Origin of the sequence: Bacillus sp. T33-2 (assembly GCF_002860205.1) — a bacterium.
In the GTDB taxonomy this organism is placed as follows: Bacteria; Bacillota; Bacilli; order Bacillales; family Cytobacillaceae; genus T33-2.
Genome location: NZ_PGVB01000010.1, coordinates 289,705 through 307,735, shown reverse-complemented (window position 1 = coordinate 307,735; position 18,031 = coordinate 289,705). Strand labels below are relative to the sequence as shown.

The window sequence follows — 18,031 nt, the reverse complement described above, 5'->3', positions numbered from 1 at the left end:
GCACAGAAAGGAAATATACAACATGATGAAAAGTTTAAAAGATGAGGTTTTATCGAGGAGAACATTTGCGATTATCTCCCACCCTGACGCGGGAAAAACGACACTGACAGAAAAACTCCTGCTATTCGGGGGAGCGATCCGGGATGCCGGGACGGTAAAAGCGAAAAAAACCGGGAAATTTGCGACAAGCGACTGGATGGAAATCGAAAAGCAACGCGGGATTTCTGTAACGTCAAGTGTCATGCAATTCGATTATGAAGGGTTTCGGGTAAATATTCTCGATACGCCCGGGCACCAGGATTTCAGTGAGGACACTTACCGGACATTGACGGCTGTCGACAGTGCCGTGATGATCATTGATTCAGCGAAAGGGATTGAGGAGCAGACACTTAAACTGTTCAAGGTTTGCCGGATGAGGGGTATCCCGATTTTTACATTCATGAACAAGCTTGACCGCCAAGGTAAAACACCGCTGGAGCTTCTTGCGGAGCTTGAAGAGGTCTTAGGGATAGAATCGTATCCGATGAATTGGCCGATCGGCATGGGGAAAGAGTTTTTGGGGATTTATGACCGCTTCCATAACCGGATTGAACAGTTCCGTGTAGAAGACGGCGACCGGTTCGTCCGTTTGGATGAAGATGGTGAAATTGTTGGTGCGCATCCGCTCAAGGATTCACCGCTTTACGAACAAACTCTTGAGGAAATCATGCTGCTGAACGAAGCAGGAAATCAATTTTCTGCTGAAAGAGTGCGGGAAGGTGATTTAACACCTGTCTTTTTTGGGAGCGCTCTTACCAATTTCGGTGTTCAGACATTCCTGGAATCATATTTGCAATTTGCTCCTTCTCCGCAGCCAAGGAATTCTTCAGCGGGTAACATAGACCCGCTGTCCGAGGAATTTTCGGGGTTCATTTTTAAGATACAGGCAAATATGAATCCCGCCCACCGCGACAGGATTGCATTCTTAAGGATTTGTTCCGGCAAGTTTGACAGGGGAATGACCGTAAGCTTAAGCCGCACCGGAAAACCAATGAAGCTTGCACAATCGACCCAATTTATGGCTGATGACAGGAGTACGGTCGATGAAGCAGTATCAGGAGACATTATCGGGTTATATGACCCGGGAACGTACCAGATTGGTGACACGCTTGTGTCAGGGAAGGATACTTTTCTGTATGAGCGGCTGCCGCAATTTACGCCTGAACTGTTTGTAAGGGTCACGGCGAAGAATGTCATGAAGCAGAAGCATTTCCATAAAGGGATCCAGCAGCTCGTCCAGGAAGGCGCGATCCAGCTGTTCAAAACCGTGAAAACGGAAGAATACCTTCTTGGGGCTGTCGGGCAGCTTCAATTCGAGGTATTTGAGCACCGGATGCGGAACGAATACAATGTTGAAGTAATCATGGAAAGGCTAGGGTCGAAAATCGCCCGCTGGGTCGAGAACGAACAGATTGACGAAAATCTGTCCAGTTCACGAAGCCTGCTTGTCAATGACAGGTATGAAAAGAAAGCTTTCCTTTTCGAGAATGATTTCGCACTCAGATGGTTCCAGGAAAAGAACCCGGACATCAAGCTATATAATCCAATGGATGTCTCACAATAATATGTTAGAAGCTGGCTGAACCGCCAGCTTCTTATATGATAAAACAGTCAAAAACTTGTGCTTAACGTTATAATGAAAGAAACGAAAGCGAGCCAAAAATAATGGTGTCCAAATCGGAGAAACAAAAGATGATATCAGGCGAGATGTACCTGGCCTCAGATCAAGACTTGATAAGGGAAAGGGAACGCGCCAGAAAACTAACTCGTTTATATAATGAGACCCTTGAAACCGAGTACGAGGAGCGCACCGCGATTTTGAAGGAACTGTTTGGTTCAACAGGAAAAAGCTTATTCATTGAGCCTGCCTTCCGCTGCGACTACGGGTACAATATTCATGTCGGCGAAAATTTTTATGCCAATTTTGATTGTGTTATTTTAGATGTATGCGAGGTCAGGATTGGGCACAATTGCTTCATTGCACCAGGCGTGCATATTTATACTGCGGCACATCCTTTAAATCCGTATGAGCGGATCGCCGGGCCGGAATTTGGGAAACCGGTGATGATAGGGGATAATGTCTGGATTGGCGGACGTGCTGTCATCAACCCGGGAGTAACAATCGGTAATAATACGGTAATCGCTTCGGGCGCTGTAGTCACCAAAGATGTTCCCGATGGTGTTGTAGCAGGAGGCAATCCTGCCCGAATCATTAAAAGGATAGATATGTAGATTAGAAGGATCCAGCTAACGAAACCCACTTAAATATGGCGTTTCTCACCTCTTCCGGTTTTGGGAGAGATCTAATTTTTGTGAAAATAAAAGAATTCAGAATTATCAGCCTGATTCTTGACCATTGAGAAAAGTTATCGTTAAAATAAAGCTAATTAATTTTGAAGGAGGAGAATGATGGAAAATGGATACTTCTTCACCGGGTTTCCTGGCTTTATTTGTAACCAGCTCATTAGGCAAGTTTTGAAACAAAATGATGGACAGGGCAAGGTTTATGCACTCGTGCTCCCCAAAATGGCTGCAAGCGCCCGGGTGGAAAAAAATGCGATCATTAAGGATTTTTCGATGGAACCGGATTCGTTCGAAATTGTTGAAGGAGATATATCAAAACAAGGATTGGGGATTGCATCTCAGTTGAACGCCCATTTGCAGTCTGCGGTGACACATGTATTTCATTTGGCTGCCATTTATGACCTGGCTGTTCCGAAGGATACCGCCTATTTTGTAAATGTAAGCGGAACCAATAATGTCAATCAATGGGTAAGAGGGCTAAAACAGCTTATAAGATATACGTATTTCAGCACTGCCTATGTCGCAGGAAGAAGAGAGGGCAGGCTGTATGAAGACGAATTGGCCAGGCCGCCCGCATTCAAAAATTTTTATGAAGAAACAAAATACGAGGCTGAGGTTTTAGTAGACTCGATTAAAAATTATATCCCTGTTACCATCATCCGTCCAGGCATTGTAAAAGGCCATTCAAAAACGGGTGAAACAATTAAATTTGACGGTCCATACTTTATCATGAATTTCATTGACCGCCTGCGTTTTATGCCTTTCCTGCCGCGGCTCGGCAAGAGTGATGCTGTAATAAACCTCGTGCCTGTAGATTATATTATTGAAGCAACTGCTTATTTATCGTTTAATGATAAGGGTGAGGGGAAAACGTATCATCTTACCGACCCAAACCCATATAAAGTGACCGACCTTTATGAGATGATCATGCAAGAGCTGACAAAAAAGAGGCCTAAAGGAACCATCCCCCTTGGTGTGGCAAAGGCCGGCCTGCAATTAAGTGCACTGAGAAGGTATCTCGGTGTCGAAAAAGAAGCGCTTGAATACTTTACATGGCTTGGGTTTTTCGATTGTTCCCATGCCCAGGATGACTTAAAGGGCTCAGGCATCAAGTGTCCTGATTTTAAAGACGGAGTGAAGCCGATGGCCGATTTTTATTTAAAAAATAAGCATGAACCTAATTACCAGATTAAAATAGAGTAACAGAAAGGGTGAATGAAGATGCATTCAGTTGAGCAGGCCGGACGGCTGAGAGTCATTGCGCCTGCAACCGGAAAAGTATTGGCTGAGATGGATGAAACGCCAATCCATGAAGTGCCTGTTTATTATAAAAAAGCACGAACCGCTTTTGGGAAATGGAAAGAAATATCCATCGCTGAAAGGCTTTCTTATTTAAAGAACCTAAAAAATGAAATGGTCCGAAATATGGATGAAATCGCCCGCACCATTTCCGAAGACACAGGCAAAGTGTTGACTGAAGCGGTTGTGGCCGACATTATGCCGACTATTGATGGCATCGACCATATCATCAGGCACGCCGGGAAAATACTTGGAAGGCAAAAAGCAAAGACGCCTCTTTTACTCATTGGCAAAAAATCTTTCGTTGAATATATGCCAAGGGGGGTGGTGCTCATCATTTCCCCATGGAATTATCCGCTCCAGTTGGCGTTGGTGCCAATGATCAGCGCACTGGCCGGGGGCAATTCTGTCATCCTGAAGCCGTCGGAGGTGACTCCCCTCGTTGGAAAATTCATTGAGGACCTTTTCAGGAAGGCAGGTTTCCCTGAAGGAACCGTTCAGGTGGCACATGGCGGGAAAGACGTCGGTGCTGCATTTACAAAAGGCAAGCCCGATTATATCTTTTTTACCGGGTCGGTACGGACCGGCAAAATCATTCAGGAACAGGCTGCCAAAGATTTAATCCCGACTACACTGGAGCTTGGCGGCAAGGACCCGATGATTATTTTTAAGGATGCCAACCTTGAAAGGGCTGCGAAGGGTGCGGCCTGGGGGGCGTTCACAAACAGCGGCCAGGTGTGCATGAGTGCTGAGAGGCTGTATGTTGAAAGGCCTGTGTACGAACAGTTCCTCAAGCTGTTGGTAAAAGAGGTTCAATCACTGAAGCAAGGGGCCGGGCAGGATGCTGACGTCGGTTCAATGACTTTTCCAGCACAGAAAGATATCGTGAAAGCCCAGCTTGAGGAGGCCCTTCGAAAAGGGGCAGTCCTTGAAACAGGCAGCCCTCCAGACCAGTGGAAAGACGGAATGTTTTTGCCGCCTACCGTTGTCAGCAATGTTGACCACAATATGGACATTATCCAGGAGGAAACATTCGGGCCTTTGTTGCCTGTCATTCCATTTGACTCAGAACAGGAAGCCATAGAACTCGCCAATGATACGGTTTATGGATTAAATGCGAGCGTCTGGTCGAGGGATATGGACAAAGCCCGCCGAGTCGCATCAAGCCTGGTATCCGGTGCGGTTGTCATCAATGATGTCATTGTGTCGATTGCCAATCATGGGCTTCCGTTCGGCGGGGCAAAGCAAAGCGGGATCGGCAGGTATCATGGGGAAGCGGGATTGCGGATATTTTGCCATGAAAAAGCTGTCGTGGAGGACCGTGGGCTACTGAAGTCAGAAATCCATTGGTATCCTTATAAGGGTAAATATCCGTTGTTTTTACAATTGTTTAAAAGCTACTTTCAGCAAAACAGAAATTGGATTTCGTTCGCGAAAAACTATTTGGCATTGCTGAAAAAAAGCTGAAAGACCGGAATAGCACATGGCGGCAGATGCTTCGTGTCGATTCACCAAGGCCCCAGTCGGGCACCTGGCTGGGGCCTTTCAATTTTTATTTATGCCAAACCCCCATACCCCATGCTTCATTTCCGTACCAATGTAATGTAAAAAGTGCATCGTTCACCTCTCTAAAAACACATTGACTTGTATGATATAATTTGTGAAGAAAGAGGTGAGGCGGATGCTAAGTTTATTGTTTATGGCGAAAAAACGAAAAAATAAACTGGAAGATACCGTGATGCTGATCCAGCAGGGGGACAATGAGCTGCGGGACACTCTCATAGATTCATATAAACCATTCATCGCAAAGTCCGTTTCATCTGTTTGCAAAAGATATATCCATGAATCCGACGATGAGTTTAGCATTGGCCTTATAGCTTTTAATGAAGCAATCGACAAGTATGCCGCAGATAAAGGCCATTCCCTGCTCAGTTTTGCAGAGGTTTTGATAAAACGGCGCGTAATTGATTACATCCGCCGGCACTCAAGGAACCAGAGCCTTAGCCTGAACCATGGAGACGCATCAGATGAAGATGCAGCGAGGTCCACGATAGAAGATGACCTGTCAATGGAGGATTACAAAAAGAAGTCGGATGAAGAAAAGCGCAGGGACGAGATCATTCATTTTCAAAAACTGCTCCAGGATTTTGACCTTTCTTTTTCCGACCTTGTTGAACAGTCACCGAAGCATGCGGATGCGAGAAAAAATGCGATGGTGGTTGCCAAAGTGCTCACAGAAAATGATGAATTGAGAAATCTGCTGATCGAGAAAAAGCGCCTGCCCCTCAAACAGCTTGAAGATACCGTACACGTCAGCAGAAAAACATTAGAGAGAAACAGAAAATACATAATAGCTATTTCGCTTATATTAAGCGGGGATTTTATTTACTTAAAGGATTATATAAAAGGGGTGTTAGACACATGAGAAAAGGGATTATCCTTGAAATCAGTGATCTTTATATAACACTGTTGACCCCTGACGGCGAATTTATGCGCGCCCGAAAGCTTCAACAAGCATACAGTATTGGTGAAGAAATTCACTTTTTTCCGTTAGAAACTAAAGCAGGCAGGACATTTCCTTTATTCAACTCATTTCGAGTGAAGGCGCTGGCTTCTTTTGCACTGGCTCTGATATTGGTCTTTGCCGCCCTTTTGCCCTTTTACCCGAGCAGCAAGGTATATGCTTATATGTCCATTGATGTTAATCCCAGCATTGAAATAGCTATGAATCAGGATTTACAGGTTGTGACCCTGAGAGGCTATAATGAAGAGGGAAAATCAATTATTGCCGGGCTTGATAATTGGGAAAAGCAGGATGCGGTTGTCGTTGGGGAGGCAATCCTCACGGAAATGAAAAAACAAGGCTACTTTAAAACAAACAGGGAAATAGTCATTGCAACAGTGTACGCGGGCCAAAGCAAGGACAGCATAGATAAAAGGCTAAGTGCACAAATAAACGGGCTCAAGAAGGCTGCAACCGCGACGAGCCTGAGTGTCACCGTTATCCGTGGCTCAAATGAACAGCGTGAATCCGCACAAAAACAGGGATTGACTACCGGTAAGTATATCGACAGACAATCGCAAAATAATAAAGACAGTTTAAAGACTGACAATAAGCAGAAGGAAACTTACCAGGCCGATCGCGGTGAAACAATAAATGATAAATCTGGCGGCACACCTTCCAAACAGCCTGACAGTACACACAAGCAGTCAGTTTCTGTTCACCCTGCGACGGAGGTGCCAAAGCAAAAGGATTCAAACACCGAAGCGGGGAAACTGACCCAAAAGGACGAAAAACCATTTAAAGATACAAAAAATAATGATCAACCAAAACCGTCAATCACAGTTAAACCTCCTGTTGGTGCAGCCGTTCCCGGGAATAAGGAGCCGGGGAACAACAAGTCCCCTCAAGCGGGAAAAATTCCTGTTGATGGGAAGATTCCGGTTGAAATAAAAAAACCGGTGGACATACACTTACCGGACGATATAAAGATACCAGAGGAAATTAAGATAGAAGCCACAATCCCACAGGTGATTAAAATACCTGAGGAAACAACAATCCCGCAGCTGCCTGGGAATTTAATCAGGGAGCAAGGAGATGTCCGCCTGCAGATTAAGATACAGACGGACGAACTACAGCTTGAACAAATCATTCCCGGAGATTTAAAACGACCCTACGATGGCTTACTAAATAAGGGAAATGCACGTGAAAAGTCCGGAAAATAATCCGGACTTTTTCCATGGTTATTCAGTTTTATTCAGGAAAGCTGCCTGCGAGCTCCGATTGAGCCTGCGCGACGAGCCTTTTTGTAATCTCTCCGCCCACAGAACCATTTGCGCGGGATACTGTGGCAGCTCCTAATGTTACCCCAAACTCCTGGGCGATTTCATATTTCACTTCATTTAAAAACTGTTCGACTCCAGGCACGAGTAACTTACGTGAACTTCCGGCCATTCTGGTCAACTCCTTGCTGCTTTTTACAGAGAAAAATTCTCTGTATTAGTAGCTTGGTCATTTTTGAAAATATCATGAGTGGTAAAGATTATCCCCTATTGTCGTAGGGAACCTATGTTTATTGAGTTGCTGTTCGGGTATCCTCTTGTTAGTGATAAACTCGAAAATGGCGATTTGTAAACAATATTTTGAATCAGCTGAAAGGAAAATGCTTATGTGGCGAAAGGCCAGATTAAAACTGAACAAACTTACTCCTGCCCAGATGATCGTATTATTTTATTTTTTGGCAGTATCCCTTTCAACGGTTTTATTAAGCTTGCCGGTGGCTCTCAAACCCGGGGTGGAACTGCCGTTTTTTGATGCCTTGTTTACATCTGCGAGTGTGGTGACCGTGACAGGGCTGGCAACGGTTAGTTTTCGTGACACATTCAGCACCGCCGGGATTTTCATACTTATGTTTGTCATGCAATTTGGCGGAATTGGCATCATGGCGCTGGGAACTTTTTTCTGGTTAATCTTCAGGAAAAAGATCGGCTTAAAAGAACGCCGATTGATTATGACAGACCAGAACCAGACCAATTTATCTGGCCTGGTTAGTTTGCTGAAGCAAGTGTTATTGATTCTGTTCTGCATTGAAGCGATTGGTGCTATACTACTGGGCATCCATTTTCTCAAAGATTCCCCCAGCTGGCAGGATGCTGTGATACACGGGCTCTTCGCTTCTGTCAGTGCCACAACAAATGGCGGCTTTGATATCACAGGTTCGTCTTTGATTCCATATGCGAATGACTATTTCGTACAGATCATCAACATCGTTTTGCTGACGCTTGGTGCGATCGGGTTTCCTGTGTTAATCGAAACAAAGGAATTTCTGTCCAGCAGGAAAAAAAAGGTCAGATTCCGTTTTTCCTTGTTTACGAAATTGACGAGCGTAACGTTTTTGGGATTGCTTGTTGGCGGGTCATTGATGATTTATTTGCTTGAATTTAAACATTTCTTTTCTGGTAAAACGTGGCATGAGGCTTTCTTTTACTCCTTCTTCCAGTCTTCCACAACCAGGAGCGGTGGGCTTGCCACGATGGATTTAAATCAATTTTCTGCGCCAACGCTGCTGTTCATGTCCGTGCTTATGTTTATAGGAGCTTCTCCCAGCTCCGTGGGCGGTGGCATCCGCACGACCACCTTCGCGATCAATCTTCTGTTTCTTTACCATTATGCCCATGGAGACAGGGACATCAAGGTATTTAAAAGGGAGATCATGGAAGAGGACGTGATCAAATCTTTTGCTGTAACAATGATGAGCCTGGTGATTTGTTTTGTCGCAGTGCTCATTTTATGCATAACAGAAGATCACAGTTTATTGGCCATCATATTTGAGGTGTCATCTGCGTTTGGAACAACGGGCTTATCGCTTGGAATTACGGGAGATCTCACCCCGGTGGGACAAATTGTGATTATTCTCGTCATGTTTATCGGCAGAATCGGCGTGATTTCATTCCTGCTGTTCATTGGCGGGAAAGAGAAAGATCCTGATTACCATTATCCGAAGGAACGGGTCATCATCGGATAACACATCCTTGATAGCCACTTTTAATTATTTTTTGTCCTTGATCATAAGATAAATCATTGAAAAATTAGGAAACGCGGCTTTTACATAAATGATGCCTGAAAGCAAAACATAAAGGATGGTGGAGGTGTTAATAAAATGGCAAAACGGAAAGCTGAAGTAAATGCTGTTGAGAAATACACAAAGACTCCGACGAAGAATATACAGGAGACAGAATTTACTCCTGAGTTTGCAGGGGGAGATAACCCGATGAAAGGTGCAAACAGAAATTCCAAGCACGGCCGAGAGGGTAGATCGTAATGAAAGAGAAGAAGGGAAAGGGGACCCAAAAGCCTGATAATGTAGAATTTGGCGTGGAATTTGGGGATATGAACGCAAGCAAGCTGTATGAAACTCCTTTTTCAGGAAAGCCAGCCAAAGCGGACAAACGAAGGCACTGAAAATAGATAGAAGCCGGCTGTCAGGCCGGCTCCAATTCTTTTTTAGGACAAGAAAACACCGTGGGCAATTTTTCATTAGGGTCAAAATAAACAAGCATGAGCGCAGGATGTTTATTAGAAGTACCCACCCCGAAATCCATTCCCGGGTCAAAGGCAAGCTCATCCAATAAGGTATGTTTATACAGTTCTTTCTCCTGCAGCTTCAATCCCTTGAAATCCATTCCGAAAACTTCCGGGTTATCCAAAATTTTGCGGTATATGATAGACCGCTGTTGTTTATCAAGGCGCGTTTCCCACCATGGTTTTCTTGGTTTATATCTTTGGCTTGATAAATAGTCATATTTCATCAGGCTTTCAATCATCGCAAGATTTTCTAAATTTGAGTCCTGTAAAAATTGGTACAGCCGCTTAAATAAATCCTCGAGCTGATGGCCAATCCTGGACCAGCCCTGCTTTTCCCAGTACGCCCCAAATTCCTGGAAAAAATCAAATGGAGTTGGGAATAAGTTGGTCACCAAATATTCAATGGTCCGGTCCATCCGATGCGCATTCCAGTATTTTTCAAGAACATCCTCAACCTGCTTGATCCGGACAATGTCAGCAAAGGGCAGTACGTTATTGCCAAGGATTTCGTATGGTGAATGATCCATAAAAACATAGTTATGCTGATCAGCCCTGAGCCGCAGTCCGGTCCCTCTCAGCATTTTCAAAAAGCCTAGCTGCAGTTCCTCCGGCCTCATCGCAAATACATCGTTGAACGTCTTTTTGAAGGAACTGTAATCTTCTTCGGGAAGGCCGGCAATCAAGTCGAGATGCTGGTCGATTTTTCCTCCATCTTTAACCATTGTCACCGTTCTTTTAAGCTTTTCGAAATTTTGTTTTCGCATAACCAGCTCGTTTGTGTAATCATTGGTTGATTGCACCCCGATTTCAAACCGGAAGAGGCCGGCTGGAGCGTTGGTATTTAAAAATTCGATGACCTCAGGCCTCATGATATCAGCAGTGATTTCAAACTGGAAAATGGTTCCTGGCAGATGCTCATCTATCAAGAATTGAAACATTTCCATCGCGTAGCTCCTGCTGATATTGAATGTCCTGTCTACAAACTTGATCGTCTTCGCACCATTCGCCATTAAGTAGCGGATATCGTCCTTAATTTTTTCCCGGTCAAAATACCGCACTCCGACCTCGATGGAAGAAAGGCAGAACTGGCAGCTGAATGGGCAGCCGCGGCTAGTTTCCACATAGACGACCCGTTTTGAAAAATGCGGAATATCCTCCGCAAACCGGAATGGTGATGGCAGTTCCTTTAAGTCCAGTTTATTTTGCTGAGGCGTGATTTTCACTGTGCCATTTTTCCTGAAGGCAACCCCTGGCACATCCTCAAACCTTCGGGCACCCTCAATTTGCGCGAGCAACTGTTTAAACGTTTTTTCCCCTTCGCCAATGACGATAAAATCGAATTCAGCCACACTGTTCATCCAATCGGTTACGTCATAAGTGACTTCAGGACCGCCGGCAACAATCTCGATGGCTGGATCAATCTTTTTGATCATTTTGATTACTTTGATTGTCTCTTCAATATTCCATATGTAGCAACTAAACCCGATTACGTCCGGCTTTTTCTGGATCAGGTCTGTGACAATATTGATTGTCGGATCCTTGATCGTATACTCTGCCAACTGGACAGCATACTCAGGCTGCGCATAAGCCTTCAAATACCGGATTGCAATGTTTGTGTGGATATACTTCGCATTAAGTGTAGCGCATATAATATTCATTAATAAAACTCCTTTTAAGAGGGGCATACTTAAAACAACATATAATTATATCGCATTATCAGGCAAAGCGGAAGTTAACACGAAAAAACAGGTTCATTTCAGTGGAGAAATGAACCTGCTTGTTGTTACATCCCGCTCAAAATCTTTTGTCGGTAGATTTTGAAGATGGCTGCCAAACGGTAAATATATATTTTAAATTTGGAAAGCTCCAATTCAATCAGGGGCTGGGCTACCACAGTTGCAAACCTGCTGGAAAGAATGATGGTCAGCAGCAGTGAAATACCTGCAAGCATCAGGAAAGTTTCTGGTTTGTCAAAATATTCCTTAACGGAGCTCTGCTGGAATGTCTTTACAATGAATCCATGAAGCAAATATACATACAGCGTGTTCTTCCCAAGGCTGGTAAAAAAATATTGTTTCTTTGGAACGAAAGCCAAAAAGCTGAACACCATAAGGGTACATAGCAGATAGTATCCAAGCCGTATTAACATGCCTGACAGCGCTGCAGCCTCCAGCTTGGCATAGGGTTTAGAACCGAGCAGCCATTTGTAATTAAAATCCGGATACAGATAAAAGCCAGCAAATACAATTAAAAAAGACAAGAATGCCACGAATTTGAAAGAAGGCTTCGTAAACATCCTCACATGTTCCTTTTTTAAATGAAACCCGAGCAGAAACAGAGGGAAAAACACAAATGTCCTGGACAGGCTTAAATAGTTTGAAGCCCAGCCACAAAAACCAATTCCCAGTCCCAATGCAAGGGCCACCATTATTCCTGTCGCCGCGTTCAGCCTCGAAAAGCCAATCAGCATGATATTCCAGAAGAACAGGCTTAGTAAAAACCAGAGCGACCATTGCGGATCCAGTGGGTCGACCGCCAAGCTCTGCTTGTCATACAGAAAATAATAGTAAATTGAATAAATGATTTGAAAGATCAAATACGGCAATATCAGTTTCTTTGCTATTTTCATGATATACCCTTTTTTATTGAAGCACCGTGCAAAAAAACCGGAAACAAATATAAAAGCGGGCATATGGAAAGTATAAATTACTTTGTACACTGTATAGACCATTTCATTATCTTCTATAAATGTCCGGAGCAGATGCCCAAATACCACAAAGAAAATCAAGATGAATTTGGCATTGTCAAAATAGTAATCTCGCTGTTTCATAATTCCTCCCTGATTTATAGACCCCACAAATGCTAATTTGTTTTACCCTTCTTTTGAAGAAACAAACTGGGCATATAGTGGAAACTAACACATTTTCTGACCTTCCAACCATCTGTAACAATAAATTCTAATAACTGTTATATAAAAGAAACAATTGTAACTGCAGAATTAATTGACAAAAAAGAAAAGTGTCCTAGTAATATTTGTTAATTATTTGATACCGCTGACGACATCGACCATTTTGTAAAGTGCTTCAGGAAATACACCGAATTGTGCAGCATGTGATACTGCCTGCCCGGATTTTTGCTTTGTCTGGGATGAATTGAGGATAAACGGGGCCGCAGGCAAATGGTATTGACAGGGATCGATTATCAATATTGCAAAGGCTGCCTAAAATGTGTTCAAGCCTGCCCGACCACAGCGTTAAGCGATCTTCGTGAAATGTCCGGCTATGCGGAAGTCCATCGTGTCAAACAGAATTTTCCTTATGTAACAGGAGGGATCTTATAGTGGCAATCATTGAAGATAATTCACAAGCCATAAGTGGGGCTGAGCAGACGGTAACCTTTGAGTCTGGAAATGAGATGGCGGCAATGGCGGCAGCATAGATTAATTATCATGTCATGGGATATTTTCCGATTACTCCCTGTACTGAAGTTGCCCAATATTTGGATCTAATGAAAAGCCGGGGACTGAATCTGCGAAGGATGTCACAGATAAGCTAAGGAAGCGCGGCATTAAAGCAGGTGTTATCAGCCCTAATATCATCCGTCCATTCCCTGCAAAAGAAATCAGGGAAGCCCTTGCAAATGTAAAAGCCCTGTTGATTGGTGAACGGGCTGATTCCTACGGCGGCCACGGCCCAAATTTAACCCATGAGGTGAAATCTGCGCTTCAAGAGGACAAAAACAACAGGACCATTGTCCTTAGCAGGGTGTTTGGACTCGGCGGAAAGGATTTTTATGCGGTCGACGCTGATGTATTCTTCAATATGGCAATCGACGCAATGCAAAAAGGATTTGCTGAAAAGCCATTCGATTACTTCGGCCATGTGCCAGGGGATCGGGAAAAAATTGTGAAACCCGTCATTACAGCACAGCACGGTGATGTATATAATCGGGATTGGTCCAGGTGACTATAGATCAGGACACAAACAAGCTCAAGGTTAAATTACCGCCACTGAGGTCACTCACGTCCAAGCCGAAACGGATTGCTTCCGGACACGGCGCCTGTCCGGGTTGCGGGATTTTTGGCGGGCTGGAAATGTTTTTTAAAGGGATAGAAGGGGATATCGTAGTCCTGTTCCAAACGGGCTGTGCGTATGTGGTGACGACTGCATACCCGTATTCCTCCCATAAACAGACGATGATCCACAACCTGTTCCAGAACGGTGCGGCCACTTTGTCCGGAACGGTTGAAGCGTTCCTGGAATTAAAAAACCGGGGGGAAATCGAGGTCTCAAGCGATGCGACATTCGTGATGGTGACTGGTGACGGCGGTATGGATAGCGGCATGGGCTCGGCGATCGGCACTGCGCTCCGAAACCATAAGCTGATCATGCTCGAATACGATAATGAGGGCTATATGAACACAGGATCGCGGATGTCTTATTCAACACCGTTGGGGCATATGACCAGCACTTCAACTGTCGGAAAGGCCCAGAAAGGCAAGGCATTCCATCATAAAGATCTCTCCGAATTTGAAGAAGAAGTAGAAAAAAGATGGCAGCGCCTGAAAGCCAAACATGAAAATCCTTATCTATAAAAATTGTTACTTAAAGAAGCAAAACTGCATTGTTTTGCTTCTTTTTGCATATTTTAAAAGAACAACGGATTACTTGCCCACTAAGCAGGAATGGTTACATGAAAACTTTACCAATTGAAATATTTGTAATTTGCTCCATAATAATAACAAAGATAGAAAAAGGGGGAAAACAGAGTGTACGGAATTGAAAAAGGATCATGGGAAGAAGCTATCCTGCTGCTGCAAGACCTTGGTTTACAGCTTAATGAATTCGAGAAAAGCAATTCGATGATTCCAATCAAGAACTACAAGGAATTACTGGAGTTTAGCATCTCCCTCGCAAGAAGGACAAATGAAATTTCCGATACAATTGACGAAATGTTGGATGACATAGAACAAAAGCTTTAGATAAGCAGGGACTATAGCGAATCACAGGCAATACCACAAAACGTGGTATTGCCTGTTTTCATTTCAACCTTCTTAAAATATTTTCAACATGCATTCCAAGAAAATCAGGGAAAAAGAGTGGAAATCTTCCTTCTAAAAAATAATAGGTTACTATATAATTAGTGTAAAGTGTCGAAATTGCTCGTTTTGTAAGAATTTTGATACATAAGGAGGGGGAAAATAGGTGCAAGGCATTAAACTTTTTAACAGAAAAAGAAAAGCGGGAAGTAAAAAGTCAGCATTGGAACAGGAAAAGCTGGCAGCCTTCCTTTTCAGGTCAAAATTCTGGCAGAATTTAAAACTGGGACAAAAGTATGGGGCAGTGTTAATCCTGACCATTGGCCTGTTCACTGCATCAACCATTTTGACATTCATTCTACTGACAATAGCGAAAACCCAGCTTGATGCAGTTAAAGACAGCGGTGAGCAATCCGTTAACATTACGGAGGTGGCGGCGGCTTTTCATGAAAAGGGAAGCACCATAGGCAATTACATAATAGATTCAAATCCAAAGCATTTAAAGGTATTTGACCAGTCATCAAAAGAAATTGACAGGCTGGTAAAGGAAATAAAGCCGGCTTTGAAAACAGCTGACACAAGAAAAATGTTAGAACAAATAGGCCACAATGATGAAGAAATCACGAAAATCTTCAAGGATACAATCCAGCCTGGCGTAAAGGCTCAAAGTGTAAGAGAATACAGGCTTGGAAAACTTAAAGTTGATAATTTAATAGTTGAGACAAACAAGCAAATCGACGAACTTCGAAATATGTTAAAGAATGATCAAATAAAGTCTGTGTCTTCGGCCAGCGCCAGCCTCATTACATCTCTGGTTGTGCTTGTAGTGTCCATTCTCGTTTCCGCGGTATTGGGTTTATTTATCATATGGCAGATAGCAAGGCTTATTTCCAGGAAGCTGAATCAAATTGTCAGGGTGGCAAATGAGATTGCCGCCGGTAATCTGAACACTGAAGTTGTTGAATACTCCGGAAAAGATGAGATAGCAGATCTTAGCATGGCCATCAATTCGATGAAAGAAAATCTGCAGGGCATAATCCATGAAATTTCCGCTGTTTCCCATTCAGTCACAAATAAAAGCGTTGACTTAAACAAAGCTTCTGCCGATGTGAGGGCAGCAAGCCAGCAGGTTGCGTCCACCATGCAGGAATTGGCAAGTGGAGCTGAGGAACAGGCCGGGTCTGCCAACGGGCTTGCCCGCCATATGGAGAAATATATCCAGGAAGTAAAGGCAGCAAGTGATAATGGCTCGACGATACAGTCCGCTTCAAATGGAGTTCTTGAACTGACCCGCAAAGGTGACACACTAATGAAGGAATCCGAACAGCAGATGGGCCGGATCAATGCAATCATGAGAAGCTCCGTTGATAAAGTCAAGGATTTGAACGGCCAGACAAAGCAAATTTCCCGGCTTGTCCAGGTGATCCATGACATCGCCAGCCAGACCAATCTTTTGGCTTTGAATGCCGCGATTGAAGCAGCAAGAGCCGGGGAACACGGGCGCGGGTTTGCGGTTGTCGCCGATGAAGTACGTAAGCTTGCCGAGCAGGTATCTTTTTCTGTTTCAGATATCACAAAGATTGTCTCTGGCATCCAGGCAGAGTCTGACAACGTCGCTACTTCATTGCAGGATGGCTATACCCAGGTTGAAGAAGGAACCCGCCATATTGAGAACACCGGGCAGACGTTCAACGAGATTTACCAGGCGGTATCGTTAATGGCGGAAAAAGTAACCGGGATTTCGAAAGGATTGTCCCAGGTTGCGGAAAGTACGGCCACAATGGATAAATCAATTGAAAAGATTGCCTTCATCTCGGAGAATTCCGCAGCAGGAATTGAACAGACAAGCGCTTCCATCGTCCAGACAAACCATGCAATGGAGGAAATTTCAGAAAGTGCGGAGAGCCTGTCAGTGCTTGCCGACCAGCTGAACGTAATGATCCAGAAATTTAAAATATCCTAATGAACATCGTTACAATACCGTCTATTGACGGTATTTTTTTTCTTCAAAACAAGAAGATTATATTGTTATAATAATAAGAGTTGATTCATTCATTATAGGCGTTTAGAGAATGATAGGAAAACATGAAATGTTATGGGGAGGCTGCCTGTGTGGATGATACTGCGAGGGATGCAGATATTGCGGCTTTAAAAGAAAGAATAGCTGCCTTGGAACGGGAAAACCGCTCATTAAAAGCAATATTGTCAGCTTTTGATAAATCAGAGCATGTTCCAGCTTACCGGGGGATTTGGAAGAAAATTTTTGAAGGCGCCCTGGAAGGCATGATACTGTGGGACAGTGAAGGAAACATTGTTGATATCAACCAGGCTGGAATAAAAAACTGGAACTGAAAAATGGCGCATGCAATGGAGAGGGACTCCATGAATTGTTGAATAGCCTTGGAGTGGATGAAGAGCTCCTCAATGAAAAGTACGATACTCTCCGTTCGGAAGGACAGTTGAACGGTGAAATGGTTGTTTGTGTGTCAGGGGACCGAAAAAAGCATTTTGAATTTTCCACTAAGCATAATATTGCGGACGGACTGAATTTGACAGTTTTTAAAAACATCACTGAAAAACTGGAAATGGAGGAGCAGCTCCGTAAGTCAGACACTTTAAACATATTGGGACAGCTTGCGGCGGGGATTGCCCATGAAATCAGGAATCCAATGACAGCCCTAAAGGGATTTATCCAGCTGCTCTCCAACAATATGGGAAAAGAAAACCCAATGTATTTTCATGTGATTTCGACCGAACTGCAAAGGATCGATTCGATTATTAACGAATTTCTCATTATGGCCAAGCCACAGGCCTTAAAATTTATTGAAACCGACATTTCGAAAATTATGAAGGAAACAGCTGATTTTTTGACGGCCCAGGCAGTTCTTCATAATGTCCAATTTAGGACCTGCTTTGAACCGGATTTGCCTTCTGTGCGGTGTGAGCCAAATCAACTGAAGAAAGTATTCATAAATATCATAAAAAATGCAATCGAAGTGATGTCTAAAGGAGGATTTGTCACCATTTCGATCAACAAGACCGATGACGGAAGAATCCATATCGCCATTCAGGATGAAGGATCCGGGATACCGGAGGATAAAGTGAAAAGACTGGGCGAACCTTTTTATACCACTAAAGAGCATGGCACAGGGCTTGGCCTTATGGTTAGCTTCAAAATCATTGAAGAACATAATGGTAAGATCGAGGTTGAAAGCGGAGTCGGGATTGGAACGGTTTTTCATGTGTTTTTACCATTAAAATAACCG

General features: G+C 43.7%; 16 protein-coding genes and 2 pseudogenes. 15 read left to right on the top strand and 3 right to left on the bottom strand.

Features of this window, described 5'->3' with window-relative positions:
- Window positions 1-25: 25 nt before the first annotated feature.
- The 6 genes from CVD19_RS08495 to CVD19_RS08470 all read left to right on the top strand — a co-directional run bounded on the left by CVD19_RS08495 (window position 26) and on the right by CVD19_RS08470 (window position 7,368).
- Window positions 26-1,603, top strand: a complete 1,578-nt coding sequence (locus CVD19_RS08495; protein ID WP_308314861.1) for a peptide chain release factor 3 — start codon at window positions 26-28, stop codon at window positions 1,601-1,603.
- 101 nt (window positions 1,604-1,704) lie between these two features.
- On the top strand, window positions 1,705-2,271 hold the full coding sequence (locus tag CVD19_RS08490; protein ID WP_101581419.1) for a sugar O-acetyltransferase: 567 nt from the start codon (window positions 1,705-1,707) through the stop codon (window positions 2,269-2,271).
- Between the two features lie 177 nt (window positions 2,272-2,448).
- Window positions 2,449-3,546, top strand: a complete 1,098-nt coding sequence (locus CVD19_RS08485; protein WP_101581418.1) for an SDR family oxidoreductase — start codon at window positions 2,449-2,451, stop codon at window positions 3,544-3,546.
- Between the two features lie 18 nt (window positions 3,547-3,564).
- The gene (locus CVD19_RS08480; protein WP_101581417.1) at window positions 3,565-5,109 is read left to right on the top strand and encodes an aldehyde dehydrogenase family protein; all 1,545 of its coding nucleotides are present in this window, start codon (window positions 3,565-3,567) and stop codon (window positions 5,107-5,109) included.
- 214 nt (window positions 5,110-5,323) lie between these two features.
- Complete coding sequence (gene sigI, locus CVD19_RS08475; protein ID WP_101581416.1) at window positions 5,324-6,067, top strand: RNA polymerase sigma factor SigI; 744 nt, start codon at window positions 5,324-5,326, stop codon at window positions 6,065-6,067.
- On the top strand, window positions 6,064-7,368 hold the full coding sequence (locus tag CVD19_RS08470) for an anti-sigma factor domain-containing protein (protein WP_101581415.1): 1,305 nt from the start codon (window positions 6,064-6,066) through the stop codon (window positions 7,366-7,368). Before sigI ends, CVD19_RS08470 begins: the two co-directional genes overlap by 4 nt.
- 28 nt (window positions 7,369-7,396) lie before the next feature.
- On the opposite strand, the gene CVD19_RS08465 is transcribed toward CVD19_RS08470, so the two are convergent.
- The gene (locus tag CVD19_RS08465; protein ID WP_101581414.1) at window positions 7,397-7,597 is read right to left on the bottom strand and encodes an alpha/beta-type small acid-soluble spore protein; all 201 of its coding nucleotides are present in this window, start codon (window positions 7,595-7,597) and stop codon (window positions 7,397-7,399) included.
- A 214-nt stretch (window positions 7,598-7,811) separates the two neighbouring features.
- Between CVD19_RS08465 and CVD19_RS08460 the strand changes: the two genes are divergently transcribed.
- The 3 genes from CVD19_RS08460 (at window position 7,812) to CVD19_RS24635 (ending at window position 9,604) form a co-directional block, all read left to right on the top strand.
- On the top strand, window positions 7,812-9,167 hold the full coding sequence (locus tag CVD19_RS08460) for a TrkH family potassium uptake protein (RefSeq protein ID WP_101581413.1): 1,356 nt from the start codon (window positions 7,812-7,814) through the stop codon (window positions 9,165-9,167).
- A 135-nt stretch (window positions 9,168-9,302) separates the two neighbouring features.
- The gene (locus tag CVD19_RS24640; RefSeq protein ID WP_180953553.1) at window positions 9,303-9,464 is read left to right on the top strand and encodes a hypothetical protein; all 162 of its coding nucleotides are present in this window, start codon (window positions 9,303-9,305) and stop codon (window positions 9,462-9,464) included.
- Window positions 9,464-9,604 (top strand): hypothetical protein, encoded by a 141-nt coding sequence (locus tag CVD19_RS24635; protein WP_180953552.1) that lies wholly within the window; start codon window positions 9,464-9,466, stop codon window positions 9,602-9,604. The genes CVD19_RS24640 and CVD19_RS24635 overlap by 1 nt, the downstream gene beginning before the upstream one ends.
- 20 nt (window positions 9,605-9,624) lie before the next feature.
- Here CVD19_RS24635 and CVD19_RS08455 read toward each other — a convergent pair whose 3' ends face one another.
- Together CVD19_RS08455 and CVD19_RS08450 are read right to left on the bottom strand one after the other, a co-directional pair.
- Window positions 9,625-11,385: a B12-binding domain-containing radical SAM protein gene (locus CVD19_RS08455; RefSeq protein WP_101581412.1), complete on the bottom strand. Its 1,761-nt coding sequence runs from the start codon at window positions 11,383-11,385 to the stop codon at window positions 9,625-9,627.
- Between the two features lie 125 nt (window positions 11,386-11,510).
- The gene (locus CVD19_RS08450) at window positions 11,511-12,557 is read right to left on the bottom strand and encodes an acyltransferase family protein (protein ID WP_101581411.1); all 1,047 of its coding nucleotides are present in this window, start codon (window positions 12,555-12,557) and stop codon (window positions 11,511-11,513) included.
- Between the two features lie 268 nt (window positions 12,558-12,825).
- On the opposite strand from CVD19_RS08450, the pseudogene CVD19_RS08445 reads away from it, so the two are divergent.
- The 6 genes and pseudogenes from CVD19_RS08445 to CVD19_RS08420 all read left to right on the top strand — a co-directional run.
- A pseudogene (locus CVD19_RS08445) lies at window positions 12,826-13,067 on the top strand (4Fe-4S dicluster domain-containing protein); the annotation flags it as partial.
- Between the two features lie 184 nt (window positions 13,068-13,251).
- Window positions 13,252-14,255, top strand: a pseudogene (locus CVD19_RS08440) (thiamine pyrophosphate-dependent enzyme); the annotation flags it as partial.
- Between the two features lie 240 nt (window positions 14,256-14,495).
- A complete protein-coding gene (locus CVD19_RS08435) occupies window positions 14,496-14,708 on the top strand; it encodes a hypothetical protein (protein WP_101581410.1) in 213 nt (70 codons plus the stop codon).
- Between the two features lie 223 nt (window positions 14,709-14,931).
- Window positions 14,932-16,728 (top strand): methyl-accepting chemotaxis protein, encoded by a 1,797-nt coding sequence (locus CVD19_RS08430; protein WP_101581409.1) that lies wholly within the window; start codon window positions 14,932-14,934, stop codon window positions 16,726-16,728.
- 149 nt (window positions 16,729-16,877) lie between these two features.
- Window positions 16,878-17,117, top strand: coding sequence for a hypothetical protein (locus tag CVD19_RS25385; protein WP_101581408.1), 240 nt, complete (start codon window positions 16,878-16,880; stop codon window positions 17,115-17,117).
- A 35-nt stretch (window positions 17,118-17,152) separates the two neighbouring features.
- A complete protein-coding gene (locus CVD19_RS08420) occupies window positions 17,153-18,028 on the top strand; it encodes an ATP-binding protein (RefSeq protein WP_257985061.1) in 876 nt (291 codons plus the stop codon).
- Window positions 18,029-18,031 lie beyond the last annotated feature (3 nt).

What these genes read in the sequence shown, in the direction of transcription:
- CVD19_RS08495 (WP_308314861.1), top strand. Translation starts at nt 26, where the DNA reads ATGAAAAGTTTAAAAGATGAGGTTTTATCGAGGAGAACATTTGCGATT.
- CVD19_RS08490 (WP_101581419.1), top strand. Translation starts at nt 1,705, where the DNA reads ATGGTGTCCAAATCGGAGAAACAAAAGATGATATCAGGCGAGATGTAC.
- CVD19_RS08485 (WP_101581418.1), top strand. Translation starts at nt 2,449, where the DNA reads ATGGAAAATGGATACTTCTTCACCGGGTTTCCTGGCTTTATTTGTAAC.
- CVD19_RS08480 (WP_101581417.1), top strand. Translation starts at nt 3,565, where the DNA reads ATGCATTCAGTTGAGCAGGCCGGACGGCTGAGAGTCATTGCGCCTGCA.
- sigI (WP_101581416.1), top strand. Translation starts at nt 5,324, where the DNA reads ATGCTAAGTTTATTGTTTATGGCGAAAAAACGAAAAAATAAACTGGAA.
- CVD19_RS08470 (WP_101581415.1), top strand. Translation starts at nt 6,064, where the DNA reads ATGAGAAAAGGGATTATCCTTGAAATCAGTGATCTTTATATAACACTG.
- CVD19_RS08465 (WP_101581414.1), bottom strand. Translation starts at nt 7,597, where the DNA reads ATGGCCGGAAGTTCACGTAAGTTACTCGTGCCTGGAGTCGAACAGTTT.
- CVD19_RS08460 (WP_101581413.1), top strand. Translation starts at nt 7,812, where the DNA reads ATGTGGCGAAAGGCCAGATTAAAACTGAACAAACTTACTCCTGCCCAG.
- CVD19_RS24640 (WP_180953553.1), top strand. Translation starts at nt 9,303, where the DNA reads ATGGCAAAACGGAAAGCTGAAGTAAATGCTGTTGAGAAATACACAAAG.
- CVD19_RS24635 (WP_180953552.1), top strand. Translation starts at nt 9,464, where the DNA reads ATGAAAGAGAAGAAGGGAAAGGGGACCCAAAAGCCTGATAATGTAGAA.
- CVD19_RS08455 (WP_101581412.1), bottom strand. Translation starts at nt 11,385, where the DNA reads ATGAATATTATATGCGCTACACTTAATGCGAAGTATATCCACACAAAC.
- CVD19_RS08450 (WP_101581411.1), bottom strand. Translation starts at nt 12,557, where the DNA reads ATGAAACAGCGAGATTACTATTTTGACAATGCCAAATTCATCTTGATT.